This window comes from Sphingomonas sp. PP-CE-1G-424 (genome assembly GCF_004341085.1).
Taxonomy (GTDB): domain Bacteria; phylum Pseudomonadota; class Alphaproteobacteria; order Sphingomonadales; family Sphingomonadaceae; genus Sphingomonas.
The window spans coordinates 822,996-842,852 of sequence record NZ_SLXW01000002.1 but is presented as its reverse complement, the minus strand read 5'-3'; the positions used below and the strand labels follow the sequence as shown (position 1 = coordinate 842,852).

At 65.9% G+C, this 19,857-nt stretch carries 18 protein-coding genes and 1 tRNA gene; 8 read left to right on the top strand and 11 right to left on the bottom strand.

All coding sequences use genetic code 11. The annotated features are described in order from the left end of the window. The first annotated feature begins 98 nt into the window (after nt 1–98). The 3 genes from greB to C8J43_RS08980 all read left to right on the top strand — a co-directional run bounded on the left by greB (nt 99) and on the right by C8J43_RS08980 (nt 1,961). Nucleotides 99–575 carry a transcription elongation factor GreB gene (gene greB / locus C8J43_RS08990; protein ID WP_133030567.1) on the top strand — a complete coding sequence of 159 codons (477 nt, stop codon included), beginning with the start codon at nt 99–101 and terminating at the stop codon, nt 573–575. Between the two features lie 230 nt (nt 576–805). Beyond that, nucleotides 806–1,186: a DoxX family protein gene (locus tag C8J43_RS08985; RefSeq protein WP_133030566.1), complete on the top strand. Its 381-nt coding sequence runs from the start codon at nt 806–808 to the stop codon at nt 1,184–1,186. Nucleotides 1,187–1,196: 10 nt separating this feature from the next. Then, the gene (locus tag C8J43_RS08980; RefSeq protein ID WP_133030565.1) at nt 1,197–1,961 is read left to right on the top strand and encodes an NYN domain-containing protein; all 765 of its coding nucleotides are present in this window, start codon (nt 1,197–1,199) and stop codon (nt 1,959–1,961) included. A 162-nt stretch (nt 1,962–2,123) separates the two neighbouring features. Here C8J43_RS08980 and C8J43_RS08975 read toward each other — a convergent pair whose 3' ends face one another. The 6 genes from C8J43_RS08975 to C8J43_RS08950 all read right to left on the bottom strand — a co-directional run bounded on the left by C8J43_RS08975 (nt 2,124) and on the right by C8J43_RS08950 (nt 11,605). Continuing rightward, nucleotides 2,124–3,521, bottom strand: coding sequence for an MATE family efflux transporter (locus C8J43_RS08975; RefSeq protein WP_243645507.1), 1,398 nt, complete (start codon nt 3,519–3,521; stop codon nt 2,124–2,126). 591 nt (nt 3,522–4,112) lie between these two features. Continuing rightward, nucleotides 4,113–7,061: a valine--tRNA ligase gene (locus tag C8J43_RS08970; protein WP_133030563.1), complete on the bottom strand. Its 2,949-nt coding sequence runs from the start codon at nt 7,059–7,061 to the stop codon at nt 4,113–4,115. 54 nt (nt 7,062–7,115) lie between these two features. Continuing rightward, nucleotides 7,116–8,720 carry a histidine kinase famiy protein gene (locus C8J43_RS08965; protein ID WP_133030562.1) on the bottom strand — a complete coding sequence of 535 codons (1,605 nt, stop codon included), beginning with the start codon at nt 8,718–8,720 and terminating at the stop codon, nt 7,116–7,118. Nucleotides 8,721–8,843: 123 nt separating this feature from the next. Next, nucleotides 8,844–9,404: a DUF2497 domain-containing protein gene (locus C8J43_RS08960; protein ID WP_133030561.1), complete on the bottom strand. Its 561-nt coding sequence runs from the start codon at nt 9,402–9,404 to the stop codon at nt 8,844–8,846. 36 nt (nt 9,405–9,440) lie between these two features. Beyond that, on the bottom strand, nt 9,441–10,967 hold the full coding sequence (locus tag C8J43_RS08955; RefSeq protein WP_133030560.1) for a TolC family outer membrane protein: 1,527 nt from the start codon (nt 10,965–10,967) through the stop codon (nt 9,441–9,443). 8 nt (nt 10,968–10,975) lie between these two features. Beyond that, nucleotides 10,976–11,605: a protein-L-isoaspartate O-methyltransferase gene (locus tag C8J43_RS08950; RefSeq protein ID WP_243645506.1), complete on the bottom strand. Its 630-nt coding sequence runs from the start codon at nt 11,603–11,605 to the stop codon at nt 10,976–10,978. A 578-nt stretch (nt 11,606–12,183) separates the two neighbouring features. Between C8J43_RS08950 and C8J43_RS08945 the strand changes: the two genes are divergently transcribed. From C8J43_RS08945 to C8J43_RS08930, 3 genes are all read left to right on the top strand, one after another. After that, nucleotides 12,184–12,257: transfer RNA gene (locus C8J43_RS08945), tRNA-Cys, on the top strand. Between the two features lie 454 nt (nt 12,258–12,711). Further along, nucleotides 12,712–13,113 (top strand): hypothetical protein, encoded by a 402-nt coding sequence (locus C8J43_RS08935; RefSeq protein ID WP_133030558.1) that lies wholly within the window; start codon nt 12,712–12,714, stop codon nt 13,111–13,113. Between the two features lie 657 nt (nt 13,114–13,770). Then, a complete protein-coding gene (locus tag C8J43_RS08930) occupies nt 13,771–14,805 on the top strand; it encodes a 2-keto-3-deoxygluconate permease (protein ID WP_133030557.1) in 1,035 nt (344 codons plus the stop codon). Between the two features lie 59 nt (nt 14,806–14,864). Here the strand turns inward: C8J43_RS08930 and C8J43_RS08925 are convergent, their stop codons facing one another. Continuing rightward, nucleotides 14,865–15,287: a (deoxy)nucleoside triphosphate pyrophosphohydrolase gene (locus tag C8J43_RS08925; protein WP_121884601.1), complete on the bottom strand. Its 423-nt coding sequence runs from the start codon at nt 15,285–15,287 to the stop codon at nt 14,865–14,867. A gap of 61 nt (nt 15,288–15,348) precedes the next feature. Between C8J43_RS08925 and C8J43_RS08920 the strand changes: the two genes are divergently transcribed. Both C8J43_RS08920 and C8J43_RS08915 read left to right on the top strand, forming a co-directional pair. Continuing rightward, nucleotides 15,349–15,522 (top strand): Flp family type IVb pilin, encoded by a 174-nt coding sequence (locus C8J43_RS08920; RefSeq protein WP_243645482.1) that lies wholly within the window; start codon nt 15,349–15,351, stop codon nt 15,520–15,522. A 160-nt stretch (nt 15,523–15,682) separates the two neighbouring features. Continuing rightward, nucleotides 15,683–15,856 (top strand): Flp family type IVb pilin, encoded by a 174-nt coding sequence (locus C8J43_RS08915; protein WP_055879343.1) that lies wholly within the window; start codon nt 15,683–15,685, stop codon nt 15,854–15,856. Nucleotides 15,857–15,957: 101 nt separating this feature from the next. On the opposite strand, the gene C8J43_RS08910 is transcribed toward C8J43_RS08915, so the two are convergent. From C8J43_RS08910 to C8J43_RS22530, 4 genes are read right to left on the bottom strand one after another with little or no spacing between them, the layout of a single operon-like run. Further along, nucleotides 15,958–16,905, bottom strand: a complete 948-nt coding sequence (locus C8J43_RS08910; protein ID WP_133030556.1) for an acetyl-CoA carboxylase carboxyltransferase subunit alpha — start codon at nt 16,903–16,905, stop codon at nt 15,958–15,960. 53 nt (nt 16,906–16,958) lie between these two features. After that, nucleotides 16,959–17,858, bottom strand: a complete 900-nt coding sequence (locus C8J43_RS08905; RefSeq protein WP_279388828.1) for a tyrosine-type recombinase/integrase — start codon at nt 17,856–17,858, stop codon at nt 16,959–16,961. Then, complete coding sequence (locus C8J43_RS08900) at nt 17,855–19,702, bottom strand: hypothetical protein (RefSeq protein WP_243645481.1); 1,848 nt, start codon at nt 19,700–19,702, stop codon at nt 17,855–17,857. The genes C8J43_RS08905 and C8J43_RS08900 overlap by 4 nt, the downstream gene beginning before the upstream one ends. Then, entirely contained in the window at nt 19,686–19,820 is a 135-nt protein-coding gene (locus C8J43_RS22530) for a hypothetical protein (protein ID WP_258191373.1), read from the bottom strand. The genes C8J43_RS08900 and C8J43_RS22530 overlap by 17 nt, the downstream gene beginning before the upstream one ends. Between the last annotated feature and the right edge of the window lie 37 nt (nt 19,821–19,857).

The following is a 19,857-nucleotide window of genomic DNA, read 5'->3' as shown; positions in this document are numbered from 1 at the left end:
CCCCAGCGAAAGCTGGGGTATCCCGGCTGTCGGTCGGACTGGAGCCGCGGGAGACCCCAGCTTTCGCTGGGGTGACGGTTGAGGCTAAAGTGTCCCGCATGGATCGCCCCAACTACATAACCCCTGTCGGCTACGCCGTACTTCGTACCGAATACGAGCAACTCCTGTCGACCGAGCGCCCGGCGTTGGTTGAAGTCATCTCGTGGGCGGCAGGCAACGGCGACCGGTCCGAGAACGGCGATTACATTTACGGCCGCAAGCGCCTGCGCGAGATCGATCGCCGGCTCGGCTGGCTGTCGAAGCGGATGAAGGCGGCCAAGGTCGTCGACCCCGCCGCGCAGGAAGATCGCTCGCGCGTGTGGTTCGGCGCGTGCGTTACGGTCGCCGACGAGGATGATGTCGAGCGTGTGCTGACGTTGGTCGGCGACGACGAGACCGATGCGAGCAACGGGCGGATCGGCTGGAACTCGCCGTTCGCACGCGCCTTGCGCGGCGCTGCTATGGGCGATGTGCGCCGCGTGGACCTGCCGGCAGGCGAGCGCGAATATGAGGTAACATCGATCGAGTATCCGTAATTTACGATCCTCCCCTGCCAGGGGGAGGTGGCTGGCGCTTGCCAGACGGAGGGGGAGGTAAGGGAAAACCGCTGTTCCGTGTCCTCCCCCTCCGTCACCTGCGGTGCCACCTCCCCCTGGCGGGGGAGGATCGTGAGTTGCCTGCGAACGATCCGTTTCGATTTACGCGAATTGACCTCCGCCCGTGCCCGTGGGACATTTCGCTCACGCAACGACTCCGAGGATACCCCATGCCGATACCCGCCACCTGGTCCACCCGCCTGCTCAGCGTCATGCGCATCGTCGTCGCGCTGGTGTTCTTCAGTCACGGCATCTCGAAATTCTTCGGCTTGCCCCCCTTCCCGATGCCGATGAACCCGCTGCTGACGGTCGCCGGCGTGCTCGAAGTCGTTGGCGGTGGCTTACTGATCGTCGGCCTGTTCACGCGGCCTGTCGCGTTCGTGCTGTCGGGCATGTCCGCGGTCGCGTATTTCATGGCGCACATGCCGAAGGGCCCCTTCCCGATCGCCAATGGCGGCGAGGCGGCGGTGCTCTACTGCTTCGTCTTCCTGTACCTCGCCGCGGCCGGTGGCGGCGTCTGGAGCGTGGACGCGCAGCGCGGGCGCGGCTAACCTCTAACGCATGATCGATACCACAACGCGCAACGTCGCCCTCCTGATCGACGCGGACAATGCGTCCGCGGCGACCCTCGACCCGGTGCTGACCGTCCTTGCCGAGCTCGGCACGGTCAACGTCCGGCGGGTCTATGGCAATTGGTCGAAGCCTGCGCTGAAGGCGTGGAGCGACATGTCGATCAAGCACGGCATCGAGCCGCAGCAGCAGTTCGACCTGACCAAGGGCAAGAACGCGACCGACATGAAGATGACGATCGACGCGATGGACCTGCTGTTCCGCGGCCGCATCGACGGCTTCGGCATCATGTCGTCGGACAGCGACTTCATGCCGCTTGCCACGCGTATCCGGCAGGACGGGATACCGGTCTACGGCTTCGGCACCAGCCGCACGCCCGAAGGGTTCCGCCAGGCTTGCACGCGGTTCATCGACGTGGGGGCGCTGAACGAGACGTCGCAGGCTATGCCCGCGCCAGCGCCTGCTCCGGTGGCTGGCGAGAAGCCCGCTGCCCCGACGCCGGTCGCTCGGCCGAAGACCGCTCAACCGATCGACGAGCAAGTGATCAAGCTGCTGATCGACGCGTACAATGCGGTGAAGCGCGACGAGAAGGGTTACGCCAGCGTCGCCGAACTCGGCCAGCTCGCGGGAAACCGGTCGAGCTTCGATGCGCGGAACTACGGGTTCAACCGATTGTCGGACCTGATCGAGACTATCCCGAACTTCCAGCACGAGCGCCGCGAAGGTGGGCGTTCGTTCGTGAAACGGCTGCGGTAGGCAGTTCAAGCCTGACTAAAGGTGAACCTCCCCGGCGGAGGCCGGGGCCCAGTTGGGGAACGTTGCGAACCGAGCGTGGCACTTAGTTATTGCAACCTTTCCAACTGGACCCCGGCCTCCGCCGGGGAGGTAGCTTTGATCTAGCGGGGCCAGATTTCGGCCTCACCCCGTAGGCTGCAACCGCCCGCCTGGCTCACTCATTCCGTGCGCCTGTTCCTCACTGTCGTCAGGCACCACCAGCGCGCCCTTCCGCCAGTTCCCGTAGCGATAATACCACGCGGCAATCGCCAGCGTCGCCAGCGACCCCAGCGGGAAGCTCCACCACAACGCATCCGCCCCGAGCCACGGCTTGGCGAGCAGCGCGAAGCCGATCCGCACCGGATACAGCGCGACGATCAGCGCGATCAGCGGCGCGATCACCGCGCCGTTCGCGCGGACGGTCGAGAACAGCACCATCGTCATCCCGAACAGGATGAAATTCCAGCTCGCGATCAACTGGATATGCCGTGCGATTGGCAGCGCGGGGCTGGCCGCGCCGATGAACAACGTCATCACCGGGCGATCGAACAGGATCACCACGCCAACCATCGCGCCGGTCAGCGCGATGTTGAAGAGCAGGCCGTACTTCGTGATGTCGCCCACCCGGTCCCAACGGCCCGCGCCGATATTCTGCGCCGCCATCGAACTGACCGCGGCGCCGATCGCCAGCGCGGGCATCTGTATATAAGTCCAGAGCTGCTGCGACACGGCATATGCGGCCGCGCTCTCGACGCCGAGCCGGTTGACCAGCCCGACCATCGCGAGGCCGGCGGTCGACATGACGAGCATCTGCGCGCCCATCGGCAGGCCTTTCCGCACGATCGTGCCGGTCAGCGCGCGCTCTGGAATGAGGTAGCGGAGTTCGTTGCCGCGCAGCCTCAGCGGCAGGTCGCGCTTGTAAATGTAGGCGATCAACCCGAGCAACGAGACGTGGCTGGCGACCAACGTCGCCATCGCCGAGCCGGCGATCCCCATCTGCGGGAACGGTCCGATACCGGCGATCAGCAACGGGTTGAGGGCGCTGTCGAGGATTGCGCTGAGCAGCATGAACCAGAGCGGCGTCATCGAATCGCCGGTGCCGCGCAGGCCCATCATGAGGAGGACCATCATCATCGACGCGGGCAGCCCGAGGAAGATCACCCGCAAATACGCGAGCGCGAGCGGCATGGCGTCGCCGGGGGTGGCGAGCAGGTGGAGGATCTCGGGCGCGAACACCCAGCCGAGCGCGGCGATCACGATCGCGCCGCCGAGGACCAGACCGACCGCGGACCCGAACGCGCGGCGTGCGCCCTCCAGATCGTGACGGCCGAAGCTCTGGCCGACCAGGATCGTCGCTGCCATGCCGAAGCCGAACACCGCGCCGAAGGTGAGGAACATGATGATGTTGGCGTTCGAGGTGGCCGCGAGTGCGCCTTCGCCGAGGTAGCGGCCGACCCAGATCGCGTTGATCGAGCCGTTGAGCGACTGGAGGATGTTCGAGCCGAGTGTCGGGAGGGCGAACGCTAGGAGCGTGCGGCCGATGTGGCCGGTGGTGAGATCGCGCTGGCCTGGCTTGCCGCGGGGGCGGTCGGACTTTGTGCTAAATGGGTCTTTGGAAACGGCGGTGGTTTCGACGTCGGGTGGAAGGTCGCTCACACAGTCTCTCCGTTAGGCCGAACCCGGTCCGGCAACCCCCGGCGAACGGTCAGGCGCTCTGTCATGTCGACTGCCTAGCCGCGGAGTGAACTCCGGAACAAGACGGTAGGTCCCCTGCCCCGAATAACTATGCCGCCCCGGCGAAGGCCGGTGCCCAATTGCGAAGGTCGTAGTAACGCAGCGCTGTCACAGTCAGCCACGTCACCCGATTGGACCCCGGCCTTCGCCGGGGGGGGGGAAGCGGGGGAAACGGCGGTGCTGATTTGAGGGTCGAAGACTCCCTCGCCCATGCCCCCCCGATTCGCCATCCCGGCGGAACCTGGGGGCGGACCTTGGTAGGAGCGACGAGGTCTTCAAGCACTTGTTCCCCTCCCGCTTGCGGGAGGGGTCAGGGGAGGGCGCGACGTACGTACTGGCGTCCGGCCTCTTGGGGCACGCCCTCCCCCAACCCCTCCCGCAAGCGGGAGGGGAGCTAGTTCACCCCAGGCGTCCCAGTGCCGCCTGCAATCGCGCGGCTTCGGCGGCCTTGTCGGCGTGGTCGGCCTTCGCCTTCTCCACCGCTTCGGGCTTGGCGCGTTCGACGAAGCTGGCGTTGCCCAAGCGGCCCGACAGCGCGTCGCGCTCCTTCTCCGCCGCCGCGATCGCCTTGGTCAGGCGGGCGCGTTCGGAGTCGAGGTCGATGACGCCTTCTAAAGGCAGGACGAACGTTGCTTCGTCGACCACGACCTGCGCCGCGCCGCCGGTGGCTTCGCCGTCGGCATGCGTGACGCGGGCGAGACGCGCGAGCGCCGGCGCCTGGCGTTCGAGCCGCGCCAAGGTTGCTGCATTCGCATCGCGGACGTGGAGCGGCAGGCGCGCGCCTGGCGGGACGTTCAGTTCGTTGCGCGCGGTACGGATTTCCTGAACCAGGCGGATCAGCCAGTCGACTTCCTTGCTCGCCTCGGGATCGAGCGCGCGCGCGTCCGCCATGGGCCATTTCGCGACGATCAGGTCGTGATCGCGCGGGCCCATCGCGTGCCACAGTTCCTCGGTGATGAACGGCATGAACGGGTGGAGCAGGACCAGGATTTGGTCGAGCACCCAGCCTGCTACGGCCTTAGACTCATCGTCGATGACACCGCGCTCGTCGCCGACCATCTGCGGCTTGATGAGTTCGAGATACCAGTCGCAGAAGCGGCTCCACGCGAACTGGTAGATCGCGTTGGCGGCGCCGTCGAAGCGGTAGTCGGCGAGCGCGAGGTCGACCGTCTGGACCGTCGCGATCGTCTCGGCGATGATCCACTTGTTGACCGCCAGTTCCGCGCGCGGTGCCTCCAGATTCGTGCTGGCGACGATGCCATTGGCCTGCGCGAACCGGGCTGCGTTCCACAGCTTGGTGGCGAAGTTGCGATAGCCCTCGACGCGCTTCTCATCCATCTTGATGTCGCGGCCCTGGCTTTCCATCGCCGCCATGAAGAAGCGCAGCGCGTCGGCGCCGTAGGTGTCGATCAGGCCGAGCGGGTTGACGACGTTGCCCTTCGACTTCGACATCTTCGCGCCGTCCGCCGCACGGACGAGTCCGTGGAGGTAGAGCGTGCGGAACGGCACGTCCTTCATGAAGTGCAGCCCCTGCATCATCATCCGCGCGTTCCAGAAGAACAGGATGTCGAAGCCGGAAATGAGGACGTCGTTGGGGTAGCGCCCGCCTAACTGCTTCTGCTCCCTCTCCCCTGCGGGGAGAGGGTCGGGGTGAGGGGTGGTACCGGGCGTTGCGCTGCTTGGCTGCCCCTCACCCTGGCCCTCTCCCCGGAAGGGAGAGGGAACGGCACCTTCCTCAGGCCAGCCGAGCGTGGCGAAGGGCCAGAGGGCGGAGGAGAACCAGGTATCGAGCACATCGGGGTCGCGGTAAATTGGCACCTTTCCCCGGTTTTGCTCGGCAAGGGCAAAGTTGCTGGAAAGTGCAGTATCCCAATCGAGATAATCGTCCTCCGTCTCGAGAAAAACGAATTCTCGATCTGGCCCATAGTATTCCGCGAGCTGCTGTTTCAGTTCTTCTTCGTCCAGTGCGACGAACGCTCTATCCGAAATAGCTGCCGTCAAGTCGGAAGTGTCAGGGTCGTTGGTTGCAAGCGTCGGCCCGAACCACGCCGGAATGCGATGCCCCCACCAAAGCTGACGCGACACGCACCAGGGCTGGATGTTGTCCATCCAGTTGAAGAACGTCTTCTCCCAGGTCTTAGGGACGATATCGATCGCGCCGACGCGCACCGCCTCGATCGCGGGCTGCGCGAGTGTCTTCGCGTCGACATACCATTGGTCGGTCAGCCACGGCTCGATCACCACGCCCGAACGGTCGCCATACGGCGTCTGGATCGTGCGCGGCTCGGCGTCGTGCTCTTCGCCGTCCTTGTCGACATGCGCGATCAGGAAGCCTTCGTCCTTCAGACGCGCGACGACGGCTTTCCGCGCCTCGGCAGTGGTCAGACCGAGCAGCTCGGCCGGGATCAACCCGTCGGAAACCTGCACGACGCGCGCCTTCGCATCGAGCATGTTGAGCATCGACCCCGCGGCCATCCCTGCCCGCTTGCCGACCTCGAAATCGTTGAAGTCGTGCCCCGGGGTGATCTTCACCGCGCCCGACCCGAGCTCCGGATCGGCATGGTCGTCGGCGATGATCGGGATCAGACGGCCGGTGATCGGCAGCTTCACCTGCTTGCCGATCAGCGCGGTGTAGCGCTCGTCCGCGCCATTCACCGCCACCGCCATGTCGGCGAGCATCGTCTCGGGCCGCGTGGTCGCGACTTCGATGAAGCCCGATCCGTCTTCGAGCGGATAGCGCAGGTGCCAGAAGCTGCCCTTGATCTCGCGCGTCTCGACCTCGAGGTCGCTAATCGCGGTGCCCAGGCCCGGATCCCAGTTCACCAGGCGCTTGTCACGGTAGAGCAGGCCCTGCTTGTGGAGGTCGACGAACACTTTCAGGACGGCCTTCGAGAAGCCCTCGTCCATCGTGAAGCGCTCGTTCGCCCAGTCCATCGAGCAGCCGAGACGGCGGAGCTGCTGCGTGATCTCGCCGCCGCTCTCTTCCTTCCACGACCAGACCTTCGCGACGAATTCCTCGCGCGACATGTCCGTGCGTTTCTGCGGGGGATCGAGCGCGCCCATCTGGCGCTCGACCACCATCTGCGTTGCGATGCCGGCGTGATCGGTGCCGACCACCCACAACGCATCCTTGCCCTTCAGGCGGGCGTGACGCGTGAGGATGTCCTGCAACGTGTTGTCGAGCGCGTGGCCGATGTGCAGCGAGCCGGTGACGTTGGGCGGCGGGTTGACGATCGTCCAGGGCTCGGCGTTCGGCCGGTCGGGGCGGAACTGGCCGCTCGCCTCCCAATGCGCATACCAGCGCGATTCGATGGAGGCCGGGTCGAAGGTTTTGGGAAGCTCGCTCATGCGCCGAGCCTTAGCGAGCGTGCCCGCGCTAGGCCAGCCTCCGGTACGTCAACGTCAGGTACGGGCGCCGGGCTTGTCGAGCACCTGACGGATCCGCTCGTTCAGTTCGTTGCGGCGGTACGGCTTGCGGATCAGCTCGAACGACCGGCTGCCTTCGTCGATCGCCTCGTCGGCAAACCCCGTGGTCAGCAGCACCGCGGTATGCGGATAATCGCGGCGCACCGACTGCGCGAGCGCGACGCCGTTCATCCCACCGGGCATGAGGATATCGGTGAACAGCAGCTTGAAATCGGAATCGCCCGCCAGCGTGTCGAGGGCACCGCGCGCGCTGTTCACCAGCACGACCTCATAGCCGAGATCCTCGAGAATCGTCCGGCCGAGTTCGCCGACTTCGATCTGGTCCTCGACCATCAGCACGCGTTCGGCGCCACCGGTGCGCGGCGCGAGCGGAGCGGCAGGCTTGCGCTCGACAGCACCACTGGCGCGCGGGAAATACAGCGAGAATTCCGCGCCGCCGCCAGCGCCGTTGCGGACGGTCGCAAGGCCGCCCGACTGGCGCATGAAGCCGTACACCATCGCTAGGCCGAGCCCGGCGCCCTTGCCCATTTCCTTGGTGGTGTAGAACGGTTCGAACAGCTTGTCGGCGGTCGTCAGATCAACGCCCGGGCCGTCGTCGCAGATGCTGACCACGACATATTCGCCGGGTTCGAGCTTGGCGAGGCTGGCATCCTCGGGCAGCACCGCGTTGCGCGTCACGATCGTGACCTTGCCGGCGCCGCCGGTAGCGTCGCGCGCGTTGGCGATGATGTTGAGCAACGCCATCTCGGCTTGGACCGGGTCGACCCGGCAGTTCCACAGATCCTCTGCCAGATCGCGCTTGAGCGTGATGCCGCTGCCGACGCTACGTTCGAGGATCACACGGAAGTCGCCGATCAGCTGGTTGAGGTTCATCAACCGATCGCGCAATTCCTGTTTCCGCGCGAACGCGAGCAGCTGCTGCGTCAGCGTCGCGGCGCGCGTCGCCGAGGTCGAGATCGCGTCGACCGCGCGGCGTGCCGACTTGTCGTCGGGATCGATCCGCGCGTCGAGGATGTCGGCATAGCCTTGTATGACCTGCAACAGATTGTTGAAGTCGTGCGCGATCCCGCCGGTCAGCTTGCCAACCGCCTCCATCCGCTGCGCTTCGTGGAGCGCCTCCTCGGCCTCGCGCCGACGCGAGATGTCGAGCTGGCTGGCGAAGAAATATTTAAGCGTACCGTCCTCGCCGAACACCGGCGAGACGAACAACGCGTTCCAGAAGGTCGAGCCGTTCTTGCGGTAGTTGAGGATCTCGACCGCGACTTCCTCGCGGTTCTCGATCGCCGCGCGGACTTCGGCGACGGCGGTGCGGTCGGTCTCGGGGCCTTGCAGGAAGCGGCAGTTGCGGCCGAGGATCTCGTCCTGCGAATAGCCGCTCATGAACGAGAACGCCTCGTTGCAGAAGATGATCGGGTTGTCGTCGCGGTGTGGGTCGGTGACGACCATCGGCATCCGCGTGGTCTTCACCGCGGCGAAGAAGATATCGCTGTTGGCGTCCGCGGACGAAAAGTCGTTCTGCCCGCCGTGCGACGCAGGAACTGCCGGTTTTTCGACGGGGCTAACGGTCTCGGTATCGGACATAGTTAGTCAAACACCGCATCGCACGGCGTTGTTCCGCAGCGATAAAACCAGATCGACCGCGTCGGCAACCCACTTGAGGTGTCGAGCGATATGAACGGCAGACGCGCGCGTCCGCCGCTCCGATCAGGGCTGCTGGTTCATGATCTTGGCGATCTCGCGCGCGACCATGTCCTCGACGAGGCCGGGCAGGTTCGCGTCCATCCATTCGCGCAGCATCGGCCGTAGCATTTCGCGGACGAGGCCTTCGAGCGTGCCGTCGCTGTTGGCATCGGGTTTCACCATCATCCGCGTCAACGCTTCGAGCGGCGCACGCGTTGCAGCGGCGGTTTCGCGCGACACGATCGGGCGATCGGTCGGTGCGACGGTCGCCGAGGGCGAATCGGCAGGCTGCGGCTTCGGCGCGGACTGACGCGACTCGGGGACTGCATCGACGGAAGACAGCACCGGGGACTTCGGGGTGCGGGGCGTACGGTCGACTATCGGCATGGGATCGCTCAGTTCGAGGATTTCGTCGTCGTCGGCATCGGCGCTGCCGTCCAGATAGGCGTCGCGATCGACCGGCGACGGCATCGGCCGCGACGGACGGCGGTTACGACCGGGCATCGTATCGCCCTCTTCGGCAATGATCCGTTTGATCGACGAGAGGATTTCCTCCATCGACGGCTCCGCACTGATATCCCCCATCCGGACCATCCCAAACCCCATGGCCGCGCGACGCCCCTATCGGCGGCTCGGCGCGTCCATACCTGTCGTCAATGCCGGGTTCCTGTCAACTGGCGTTGCGAGCAACGGATCGCTTTGCGGCTGGACATGCGCGTCCTGCGCGGGCGATTGCGCGGTGCTGGTCGCGACCGCAGCAGGTTCGCCGTCGCCGCCGAAGTCCCAGATCTTGTGGCTGACCCGCGTGTAATTGGCGACCGGATCGTAGAGCACGCCGCCGTCGAGCCCCAGGTCGCGCGCCTCCGCCTGCCCCATCGCGGCGAGCAACGCGAAGCCCGCGACATACGCATCGCGCCGCGCCGTCACGAGCGTGACCTGGCTGTTGAGCAATTCCTGCTCCGCGTTGAGGATATCGAGGATCGTCCGAGTCCCGACGCTGTTCTCGGCACGGACGCCTTCGAGGCTCAGCTTGTTTGCGTTGACCGCGGTCTCCGACGACTGGATCACCTGCTCCGACGACCGCCAGACCGCATAGGCCGAGCGCGCCTGCGAGATGACGTTGCGCTCGGTCGCGGTCACGTTCTCGATCGCGCGCGAGCTCAGCGCCTCGGCCTGCCGCACCTGCGCCGCGGGACGCCCGCCCTGGAACAGCGGCAGGGTCAGTGACAGCCCGCCCTGCACCGTCTTGTTCGCGTTGGGAAACGCGGCGACGCCGTTGGTCTTGCCGATCGACCCGAGATAATTGGTGTAGCCCGCACCGCCCGTCGCGCTGATCTGCGGCAAGCGAGTCGCGCGCGCCACGCCAATATCGTAGCGGGTCGCATCGCGCTCCTTGGCGGCGGCGAGCAGGGTCGGATTATTGTCGATCGCCACCGTCACCGCCGATGCCGGGCTGTCGGGCAGATGCGGCAACACCGGCGGTGGCTCGAGCGTGCCGGGCGGCGTGCCGACTAGCTGGATGTAATTTTCCCGGCTCGAGATCAGCTGCGCCTGTGCGGACTGGAGCTGCGCGCGGGCGAGCGCGAGACGGGCCTCGGACTGCGCGACGTCGGTACGCGTCAGGTCGCCGACCTGGAACCGATCACGGCTGGCCTGCAGATTGACGTCGAGCACGCGGACGTTCTGCGTGTTGAGCCCGACGATCGATTCGTCGCGGATCACGTTCATGTACGCGCTGACGACGTTGGTGAAGAGATCCGCCTCGGTCCCGCGCAGCGTCGCGCGACCGCCCTCGACGCGCGTCTTGGCGGCGGCGACCGAATTGCGGACCTGACCGCCCAGATACAGCGGGATCGACACGTTCGCGCGCGCCACCGCCTGCCGAGGGGGCGCGATGAAGCTGTTCTGCGCGGTCACCACGAACTCGGTATAGTCGCCGGTCGCATTCACCGACGGCAGTCCGGTCGCGCGCGCGATCGGCACGTTCTCGTCGCTCGCGCGCAGGGCGGCGCGCTGACCGGTGATCGTCGGGTTGGTGTTGTACGCCTTGACCAGCGCCTCGCGCAGCGTTTCGGCGCCAACCGGTGCAGCGCCGTAAACCAGCGCAACACCCAGAAACAAACGACGAATATGAGCGGTGCGCGGCATGGTCTGCCTCAGAACTTGAAGGATTTGGGCGTATCGAAGCCGGGTAGCGTGACGCATTCGACGTCGACGAAGGCCACCAGCGCGAAACCGCCGTCGGTCTTTCGTCCTGCCGCCAACCGGGTCAGCCCGCGCTCGGCGATCCCGGAGACGACACGGCCGCCCGGATGAACCTGCGCGATCAGCGCCTCGGGCACCGATTCGACCGCGCCGTCGACGATCAGCACGTCATAGGGTGCCCCGGCAGCGCTACCGTCCGTCATCGGCCCCTCGACGAGCTCGACGTTGCCGACCCCGGCCAGCGCCGTGCGTGCGGTCGCGACCAACGCCGGATCGCTCTCCACCGCGACCACCGAGGCGACGATCTCGGACAACACCGCGGCGGTGTAGCCGCTCGCCGCACCGATCAGCAGCACGCGGTCGCTGGCTGTGAGATACGCTTCGGTCAGCAGCCGGCCGGTCGCCATCGGCAGGTTGGCATAGCGACCGCCGCCGAGCGGGATCGCGGTGTCGCGGTACGCGATCGACCGGACGGCGTCGGGCATGAACGTCTCGCGCGGCACCCGCGCCATAGCCGCGACCACGCGCTGGTCGTTGACCGCGTTGGTGCGCAACTGGCTGGCGACCATCGCGTGGCGCATGCCGTCGTATGCCGATCCGGTGGGGCCGGTGTCTGCGCCGCCGATCGGGCGCGTGGCGGGCTGGCTTGCGAGGGGGGCGGTGTCGATGCTCATCGTCGTCATGGCTTATCCTGTCGCACAGCTGTTTTACATGTGCAATACACTAGTTGTCGTGATGACCTGATATCGCGCGCCCCGCGCTACGCCAAGCACGCGTTTGGTTCAAAACAGGCGGAAGCCCCCGCCCGACGCGACGAAGTGCGGAAGAGGACCGATGCTGGGAGGGTGACGCCCCGCCCGCCCGTGTGACACCGAGATGCCGCGGGCGGGACGTCGAGGGCGCATGCGGAAGTCCACGGCAACACCTCTGTGGCTCCCCTAGCAAGCAAACCGACCGTCGTCCCGCGCAAATCGCCTGTCCGCGCTACGGCTCACCGCATCCACTGCCCCGCGCCCGTCGTGACCAGACCGCGCTCCCAGGAACGGCCGGTCGGTTTGCACGCCCCCGCCACGCCGATCGCGACAATTCGACGCGATCGGCAAACTCCCGGTTGACCCGCCGCGCAAAACGAAGCATTTGCGCCGCCTTCACGCATCGGGGCCCGATGGCGGAGTGGTGACGTAGAGGACTGCAAATCCTCGCACCCGGGTTCGATTCCCGGTCGGGCCTCCAAATTGTCTAACCGTGATTTTCAGTCACTTAGCGCTGGCCAACTACGTCTAATCGCGAATTTCGTCGACTGCTGGTCGGCTGGAATGTCCGAAATGGGAAGGAAAGCGGACGTTAGGCCGCCAGGCGAACGATGATGCTGCCTATCCCGAAATAAAGAGCCAAGACGCCGACCATAACGGCAATCCCAGATAGGCCTGACTTAACCGTGCTAGGGAACCAGCGTCCGCCTTGTTCCAGAAGCCGCTGTTGAACGACGGCATTGATCGCGGCAGCCGAGAAGACTGCGACACAAACGATGAGGATTGTTACGGCCAGCATCGGGTTAGACTGCCACCGCCCCCCGCCTCGCGCAACGTCCGCTTGTGGGCGAAAAGCGGACGGCCGGAATGGGGAGGATAGCGGACATAACTACCTTCGGCCATAACGCACCCTTAGTTTGGGGTGCGGACAAGCCATGGAAGAGACGTATCAACGCCTTCGCGCGGGATGGGACGCGGGCGATCGCGATCGAGGATCAGCCCTGCATCTGCTATTCCTGACTTGGTGGCATTGGGCGGAGCCCGATTTTCTTACCGGACTCTCTCATGATCCGGCCGCTCCCAAACTATGGCGGGATGTGTTCGACCACTTCGGGGGTGAAGCCTCATCGGACGCGGAGTTCCTGTTTGTGGGAGCTATCATGGTCGCGATAACACCGTGGATCTTCGAAGATGACGCCGTTTCGAAAAATCTTGCCAAAGCGATGGAGACACGATCACTGGTTCTGCAACCAACTGGCTTTCACGCAGAGGCATTCGAAGGTCGAGGCGACTACGGCGAGTACTTTGCCCACCAAGCCCGCACGCCCCGGCCATAAGTATGGAACGACCGGGTGTGGGGAAAGCGCACATTACCAGATCGGTGCATTCAAATCGTCTCCGGCCTCATATCTCAACGTGCTAATCCGTTTGAACGCGGCTTCCCAAGCTCGTGTTTGCGCACGATCGCCATCGTCACGGGCCTTTTTGAGTTGCTCCGCCGCATCCCTGTGCCGCGCTCGTAGAGTAGGGATTAGGTCGCTTCTTTCCGTAGAGGCCATTCGAGCATCATCGAACGTCTCTCGAATGTCTGCAAGTGGGCGTTCCTTAAGCGGAATGGCCGGTGTGGGAAGTAAGCGGAAGGGCCGCTTTCGAACACGTCAGCGGCGATCGCTGCCACTGCGCGGCGGGGCCGCCTTTCTCGCAGTGCTGATCGATCACCCTTACTGGCTGCCACAGCCTTGGACCTTCGGCTCATGCAGGATCGGCTAGGCCGGTCGAAACGGTTGGACTTCGCGATAAAGTACCGATTCGGCCAGATGCGGCCAGGGTAGTTGCCTTGTAGAAGCTTGCTCCGCGCTCTGCTCGCCGCCGGAGCCATTTTCTCCCGCGGCGACCGAACGAGGTGCTCCCGACATGACCAGCATTCTCAAGATATTCGAGACTCACGAGCGTCTGGAAATCAAGCCAGCCGAGGCCACGGTGGTAGTGCCCCGATGAATATCAAGGACCGCGTCGACCGCATTCCGGGTGGCATGATGATAGTGCCACTGTTCATTGGCGCATTGTGCCGAACGCTGGCCCCAGGCGCGCCGCCGTATTTCAGCGGCTTTACCCAGGGGCTCATGACCGGGATCATCCCCATCCTTGCGGTCTGGTTCTTTTGCATCGGCGCATCCGTCCACCTCAGCACGACCACGACGGTGCTCCGCAAATCCGGTTCTCTGTTGCTGACCAAGCTTCTTACGGCTTGGGTGATCGTTGCCATCGCGTCCCGGTACATTCCACCGGACGGTGTTCAGACAGGATTTTTTGCCGGCATGTCGCTTCTCGCGATCGTGTGCGCAGTCGATATGACCAATGGCGGACTGTACGCGTCGCTGATGCAAAGTTTCGGGAGCAGCGAGGAATCCGGGGCTTTCGTCCTGCTCTCGATCGAGTCCGGTCCGCTGATGAGCATGCTCATACTCGGCGCAACTGGCGTAGCGCATTTCAAATTCGCGGTGTTTATCGGCGCCGTATTGCCATTTGTGGCGGGCTTTGCTCTTGGGAACCTCGATCCGAAGCTACGCGATTTCTTTTCGCCGGGATGCAAGATCTTGATCCCCTTCTTCGCGTTCGCGCTAGGCAATACGATCGATCTGCATACGTTGCTGTCACCATTGGCTGCGCTTGGGATCGTTTTCGCGCTTTTTGTAATCGTCGCGACTGGCGTGCCGCTGATCATCGCGGACATTCTGGTCGGCGGAGGCACCGGCACTGCTGGCATCGCCGCATCGTCTACCGCCGGCGCCGCAGTGGCCAACCCTCTGGCAATCGCCGCCGTCGCACCGGAATTCATGCCGGTCGCCAAAGATGCCACGACGTTGGTCGCCATCTGCGTGATCATGACATCGATCATAGTGCCGATTATCACCGGGCTTTGGCACAAGCGCTTCGGCCAGGGCCGCAACGCCGCAAAGGGCCAAGTTTCTGCAGGTCGTCTCCCTAGACGTCCTCCGGGTCGGTCAGATGCCATACGACGGCAGTGACGTTTGTCTGGCGGTCGCAGCCGCGATCGCAGTTGCGGCTGACGTACCGGCTCGCCGAGTCAGATCAGCGCGTCGAGCAGGCCGATCAGCGGACGGTCTGCGGGGGGCATCGCCAGCGCGTGCATCTCGACCGGCCTGACCCAGCGCAACGCGGTCGCTTCGAGCGCGCGCGGGACACCGCTCCACTTGCGCGTCACGTACAGCAGCAACAGCAGGTGGCGATCGCCCAGCGGTGCACTCGCGAACGTCGCCGGGGCGAGGCAGGCGTGCGGGACCGCGATTCCGAGTTCCTCCTCGAGTTCGCGAATCAACGCCGCTTCGGGCGTCTCCCCCGGTTCGACCTTACCGCCGGGAAATTCCCAGAGTCCCGCGAGCGACTTTCCCTCCGGCCGTTGCTGGAGCAGCACCCGCCCCTCCAGATCGACCAGCGCCGCGGCCACCACAGGCAGCAATCGCGCGGGAACACTGTCGTCGTTGGTCATTCTTTAATCTCCTGCGCCTACACGTGCGAGCATGCGTTTCCTGACGTCCAGATCGAACCGGGTGCCCCGCACCATCGTTAGCATCGTCCGCGATTCACGCGGCGCGACGGCGATCGAATATGGCCTGATCCTCGGTCTCGTGGTGATCGCGATGATCGTCGGGCTGTCCGCCATGGCGGGCTCGACGATCGGCATGTGGAACACCGTCGACGCCAAGGTTTCGCAGGCGCGCTGACCTGCGGAGCGCCATCGCGGCCCCCCTGTATCGGCACCGCCAAAACTATCGATCGCGGCCTTAAACCTTTCTCAACCAGACACTTGTATCTGTCGATGCGCTGTTCCGGTCCATCCGGCCAGCCGGGTGACACTGAAGCAATCCAACAATGGAGACCGGAATGAAGACGATCCGCAAGTTTTTCAAGAACTCCAAGGGCGCAACCGCAATCGAGTACGGCCTGATCGCCGCGCTGATCGCCGTCGCCGCCATCGCCGCGATGCAGGGCCTGGGCAACAGCCTGAACAAGACGTTCAACAACGTTTCGACCAAGCTGAACACCTCGACCACGTAATCGAGTTACCAGTAGCGTACGAAAAAGGGCGGCGAAACTTCGGTTTCGCCGCCCTTTTTCGTTGCGCTGTTCGGCGAAGTGCCGCCGGGCGAACGACCGCGTCAGAGGCGACCCATCTTGAGGAACTTCGCCTGGCGATCCGTGCGGAGGTCGGCAGGCGAGAGCGGCGCCAGCTCGGCCAGCGCAGACGACACCGCATTGCCGAGCGACTCGATCGCCACCACCGAGTCGCGGTGTGCGCCACCGAGCGGTTCTGCGACGATCTCGTCGATCACGCCGAACGCCTTGAGGTCCTGCGCGGTGATCCGCATTGCTTCGGCGGCCTCGGGGGCCTTGTCGGAGGTGCGCCACAGGATCGACGCGCAGCCTTCGGGGCTGATCACTGAATAGACCGCATGTTCGAACATCAGCACGCGGTTGCCCGCGGCGAGTGCGACCGCGCCGCCCGAACCGCCCTCCCCGACGATCACTGCGACGATCGGCACGCCGGCGTTGAGGCACGCTTCGGTCGAGCGGGCGATCGCCTCGGCCTGGCCGCGCTCTTCGGCCTGGATACCGGGGAACGCGCCCGAGGTGTCGACCAACGTGACGATCGGCAGGCCGAATCGGTTGGCGAGTTCGACCAGACGGATCGCTTTCCGGTAGCCCTCGGGCTTGCCCATGCCGAAATTGTGGCGGAGGCGGCTGGCGGTGTCGTCGCCCTTCTCGTGGCCGAGCACCATGATCTTCCGACCGCGGAACGTGGCGAAGCCGCCAATGATCGCCTGGTCGTCGCCGAACGCGCGGTCGCCCGCGAGCGGCACGAACTCGTCGAACAACGCGGCGACGTAATCCCTGAAGTGCGGGCGCTCGGGATGACGCGCGACCTGCGTCTTCTGCCACGGCGTCAGCCGCGCGAAGGTGTCCTTCAGCAGCTTGTCGGACTTGGCTTGCAGACGGGCGATATCGACCGACAGGTCGACGCTGCCTTCGGCGGCGGTGTCGCGGAGTTCGTCGATCCGGCCCTGGAGTTCGGCGATCGGTTTCTCGAAGTCGAGGAAGCTAGGCATGTGCGGCGGTTACGGCGCGGCGCCGTCCGCGTCAACGCGCCGCCCCGTTCGCGTCAGCGCGGGGGCAGATCCGCGAGGGGGTGATGCGTGTTGACGAGCTCGACGAGGCGGCTCGAATCGACGTGCGTGTAGATCTCCGTCGTCGCGATATCGGCATGACCGAGCATCGACTGCAGCGCGCGCAGGTCGGCACCGCCGGCAAGCAGGTGCGTCGCGAACGCATGGCGCAGGACATGGGGGCTGACCCGGTCGGGGGGGATGCCGGCTTCGGCGGCGAGCGCCTTTACGATCTGGTACAGCCGAATGCGCGAGAGGTGCCCCTTGCCCGACGGGAACAGCCAGGCGCGATCGGTCGCGACATATGTCCGCCACAGCGCCACGGCGGCGCGCGCACGGTCGGAGATCGGCACCAGCCGCTCGCGCCCGCCCTTGCCGCGCAGGATCAGGAACGGCCGATCGGGATGGACCGCGTTGCGCGGCAGGCTGACCAGTTCGGTCGCGCGCAGTCCGGAGCCGTAGAGCAGCTCGAACAGCGCGGACAGGCGCAGGTCGTTGGGGTCGAGCGGATCTCGCGCTGCCCGTTCGGCGATCGCCGCGAACAGCCGGTCGACATCGGCGTGGCTCAATATCCTGGGCAACGCGCGGACGGTGCCGGGACGAGGGAGCGCATTGCCGGGATCGTCGGGACGGTGACCCTCGTCGGCAAGGAACGCGAAGAAACGCCGGAGCGACGCAGACTTCCGCCCGACCGTCGCATTGGACAGCGCGGACCATTCGCCCGCGAGCGTCGCCAGCGCATCCGCATTTGCGTCGACTAGGCCGCCTTCAAGTGCCTGCGACGCGAGCGACAGGTCGCTGCGATAGGCCGCGACGGTGTTCGCCGCCGCGCCGGCCTCCGCCGTCATCATTTCCAGGAAGCGATCGATCAGCGCGCGATCCCGGCCGTGCGTCACGCCCGCGCGATCGCCTCGGCCGCGATCATCCGCGCTTCGCCGTCGAGCCCGACCGCGCGCAGCGCACCGACGATCCGGTACAGCGCCTCGGGCGGGATACCCTTCCAGTTGGGCGCCTGCATGCCGATCGCCGCGAGCAGGACGACGGTCCCTGCCTGACCGTCGCGCGCGGCTCGATCCAGCGCGCGCGTCCAGGCATTGGCGGCACCGATCCGCACACCGAGCGTCTGCGCGGCACGCTCGATGTCGCTTTGCGAAAGCCGGCCCATCCCGGCGAGGCCCGCGAACAGCATCCGTTGCTTCAACGCCGAATCGCCCGCGCCGCCCGAATAGGAGGCGAGGTCGCCATAACTCAGCCGGCGATACGCATCGGGATCGCTCAGCACGATCATCGCCCAGGCGTCGCTACCGCTCGGCACCGTACCGAGCCAGCGCGCCGCGGTCCGGTCGAGCCCGGCGGTCAGCATCGACGCGACCAGATGATCGGCGTCCGCCTTGCCCGAGGCCGGATCGATCCGCGCTGCCGCCCGCGCGGTCAGCACCAGCCGCGCATAGGCAGGTTCCGCCTCCTTGCCGCCCCACAACTGGCGCAGCGCGGTCAGTCGCGTCTCGGCATTGCGATCGGCATAGGCGGTCTGGAGATCGTTCGCCGTCGCGCTTGCGCCACTCTGCGCGTCGTCGTCGGTCGCGGTCGCCGCATACAGGTCGACCAGCGCGGCGCTGGACAGCACGCCCTGCCCCGCCGCCGCCTCGGCAGGCGCCAGTCGGTCACCCAGCGCGACCGACGGCGAGAGTGCCTGCCAGTATCGCACCTGCGGCCCGGCGCTCGCATAGAGCTCGTCGGGCACGGTGACGCCGGTCGCCATCGCCAGGCCGAACCGCCAAGCGGTCAGCTGATCGACGCCGTCCCATTCGATCGTCACCGCCTGACGCCCTTGCGCGCCGGCACCGACGACCTTCTGCGCCAGCAGCATGTCGACGCCGCTGGCGACGTTGCGGCGCTTGGCGGTCGCGATCAGCGGGGTCGCCTGCGCAGGATTGCCCGACAGCCCGGCGCATATCGCCTGCGCCATCGTCCAGCCGCGCGACGGGGCATAGCGCATCGCGCCGGGAACCAGCGGGCAGAACCCGGCAGGATCGCCGGTCGCCAGCGACGCGTTCATCGCGACCTGATACAGCTTCGGCGTGTAGTTGAAGGTATCGACGTTCTGCGTGACCGCCCGCGCCGCGACCGATTCGCCCATCCGCAACAGCAGCCACGCCCGCTCGGCGGCGAAGTCCGCGCCGTTGGTATGGCTCGGCGTATCGACATGCGACACCAGCGCGCGCCGCAGCAGGATCGACATCCACCGCGACGGCAGCGGCGCGGTCAGCCGGCGCATCAGCGTCTCGACATACTGGCCATCGGCATCGCCGAACGCATCCGTCTCCAGCCCGCCCTCGCTCGCCGTAAGCGGGCCTACCGTCTCGAGCGAACGCCGCGCGGATTCGGGCATCTCGTAGCGCGCGAGCACGCTCGGATCGACCGGCGAGGGCGTGGCGACGGGCGGTAGAACCGGCAGCCCGTCCGGCGTCGTCGACGGCAGCGGCTGGATCATCGCGCTGGAGGGCGATGGGGGTGTCGATGAGGGCGGCGATGATTGCGCCGCCGTGATCGGGCGCGTCGGCTGCGGTGCGTTCGCAGGCGCGTTCGGTCGCTGCGCGGGGGCCGGCGACGGGGTCGTATCGCCGAAGCCCGGCGGCAGGATCGATTCGGGGCGATCCTGACCGATCGCGGGTGCCAGCGCGACGAGCGCCCCAACGGCGACGGCCGCCGCCAGCGTTGCCTTAAGAGAGGTTCGCAAGCGTCACGGCCTTCTCGACGTGGCTCTGCGGACGCTCGGTCGCGCGGCCCGCCAGTAGGAACAGGCCGCCGACCACGACCACAAGAACGACGACGACCGAGACGATGAAACGGGACATACGACGTAACCTTGTAGTGAACGGGGGTAGTGAACGG

Excerpts from the sequence above, each read along its gene's own strand:
- greB (WP_133030567.1), top strand. The coding sequence starts at position 99 with ATGGATCGCCCCAACTACATAACCCCTGTCGGCTACGCCGTACTTCGT.
- C8J43_RS08985 (WP_133030566.1), top strand. The coding sequence starts at position 806 with ATGCCGATACCCGCCACCTGGTCCACCCGCCTGCTCAGCGTCATGCGC.
- C8J43_RS08980 (WP_133030565.1), top strand. The coding sequence starts at position 1,197 with ATGATCGATACCACAACGCGCAACGTCGCCCTCCTGATCGACGCGGAC.
- C8J43_RS08970 (WP_133030563.1), bottom strand. The coding sequence starts at position 7,061 with ATGAGCGAGCTTCCCAAAACCTTCGACCCGGCCTCCATCGAATCGCGC.
- C8J43_RS08965 (WP_133030562.1), bottom strand. The coding sequence starts at position 8,720 with ATGTCCGATACCGAGACCGTTAGCCCCGTCGAAAAACCGGCAGTTCCT.
- C8J43_RS08960 (WP_133030561.1), bottom strand. The coding sequence starts at position 9,404 with ATGGGGGATATCAGTGCGGAGCCGTCGATGGAGGAAATCCTCTCGTCG.
- C8J43_RS08955 (WP_133030560.1), bottom strand. The coding sequence starts at position 10,967 with ATGCCGCGCACCGCTCATATTCGTCGTTTGTTTCTGGGTGTTGCGCTG.
- C8J43_RS08950 (WP_243645506.1), bottom strand. The coding sequence starts at position 11,605 with ATGCGCCACGCGATGGTCGCCAGCCAGTTGCGCACCAACGCGGTCAAC.
- C8J43_RS08935 (WP_133030558.1), top strand. The coding sequence starts at position 12,712 with ATGGAAGAGACGTATCAACGCCTTCGCGCGGGATGGGACGCGGGCGAT.
- C8J43_RS08930 (WP_133030557.1), top strand. The coding sequence starts at position 13,771 with ATGAATATCAAGGACCGCGTCGACCGCATTCCGGGTGGCATGATGATA.
- C8J43_RS08925 (WP_121884601.1), bottom strand. The coding sequence starts at position 15,287 with ATGACCAACGACGACAGTGTTCCCGCGCGATTGCTGCCTGTGGTGGCC.
- C8J43_RS08915 (WP_055879343.1), top strand. The coding sequence starts at position 15,683 with ATGAAGACGATCCGCAAGTTTTTCAAGAACTCCAAGGGCGCAACCGCA.
- C8J43_RS08910 (WP_133030556.1), bottom strand. The coding sequence starts at position 16,905 with ATGCCTAGCTTCCTCGACTTCGAGAAACCGATCGCCGAACTCCAGGGC.
- C8J43_RS22530 (WP_258191373.1), bottom strand. The coding sequence starts at position 19,820 with ATGTCCCGTTTCATCGTCTCGGTCGTCGTCGTTCTTGTGGTCGTGGTC.